Origin of the sequence: Agrobacterium sp. ES01 (assembly GCF_050320885.1) — a bacterium.
Classification (GTDB): domain Bacteria; phylum Pseudomonadota; class Alphaproteobacteria; order Rhizobiales; family Rhizobiaceae; genus Allorhizobium.
In genome coordinates, this window is sequence record NZ_JBNQTH010000021.1 from 1 (window position 1) to 799 (window position 799).

Here is a 799-nt window from a genome sequence, read left to right on the forward strand (position 1 = left end):
GTCGTGTTCCTCAACAAGGTCGACCAGGTTGACGACGAAGAGCTCCTCGAGCTCGTGGAAATGGAAGTTCGCGAACTTCTGTCGTCCTACGACTTCCCGGGCGATGACATTCCGGTCGTCAAGGGTTCTGCACTTGCAGCGCTCAACGACAGCGACAAGAAGATCGGCGAAGACGCCATCCGCGCCCTGATGGAAGCTGTTGACGCTTACATCCCGACGCCGGAGCGTCCGATCGACCAGCCGTTCCTGATGCCGATCGAAGACGTGTTCTCGATCTCGGGCCGTGGTACGGTTGTGACCGGTCGTGTTGAGCGCGGTATCGTCAAGGTTGGTGAAGAAGTCGAAATCGTCGGCATCAAGGACACCTCCAAGACGACGGTTACCGGCGTTGAAATGTTCCGCAAGCTGCTCGATCAGGGCCAGGCTGGCGACAACATCGGTGCACTCGTCCGCGGTGTTGACCGTAACGGCGTTGAGCGTGGTCAGATCCTGTGCAAGCCGGGTTCGGTCAAGCCGCACAAGAAGTTCATGGCAGAAGCCTACATCCTGACGAAGGAAGAGGGTGGCCGTCATACGCCGTTCTTCACCAACTATCGTCCGCAGTTCTACTTCCGCACCACGGACGTGACCGGTATCGTGTCGCTTCCGGAAGGCACGGAAATGGTTATGCCTGGCGATAACGTCACGGTTGAAGTCGAGCTGATCGTTCCGATCGCGATGGAAGAAAAGCTGCGCTTCGCGATCCGCGAAGGCGGCCGCACCGTCGGCGCCGGTATCGTGGCTTCCATCATCGAGTAAT

1 protein-coding gene is annotated in these 799 nt (G+C 58.4%); it reads left to right on the plus strand.

The window, feature by feature from the left end:
• Positions 1-798 (plus strand): elongation factor Tu (locus ACQQ2Q_RS22545; RefSeq protein WP_428189339.1); only part of this gene is annotated, 798 nt, incomplete at its 5' end.
• Position 799: the final 1 nt, after the last annotated feature.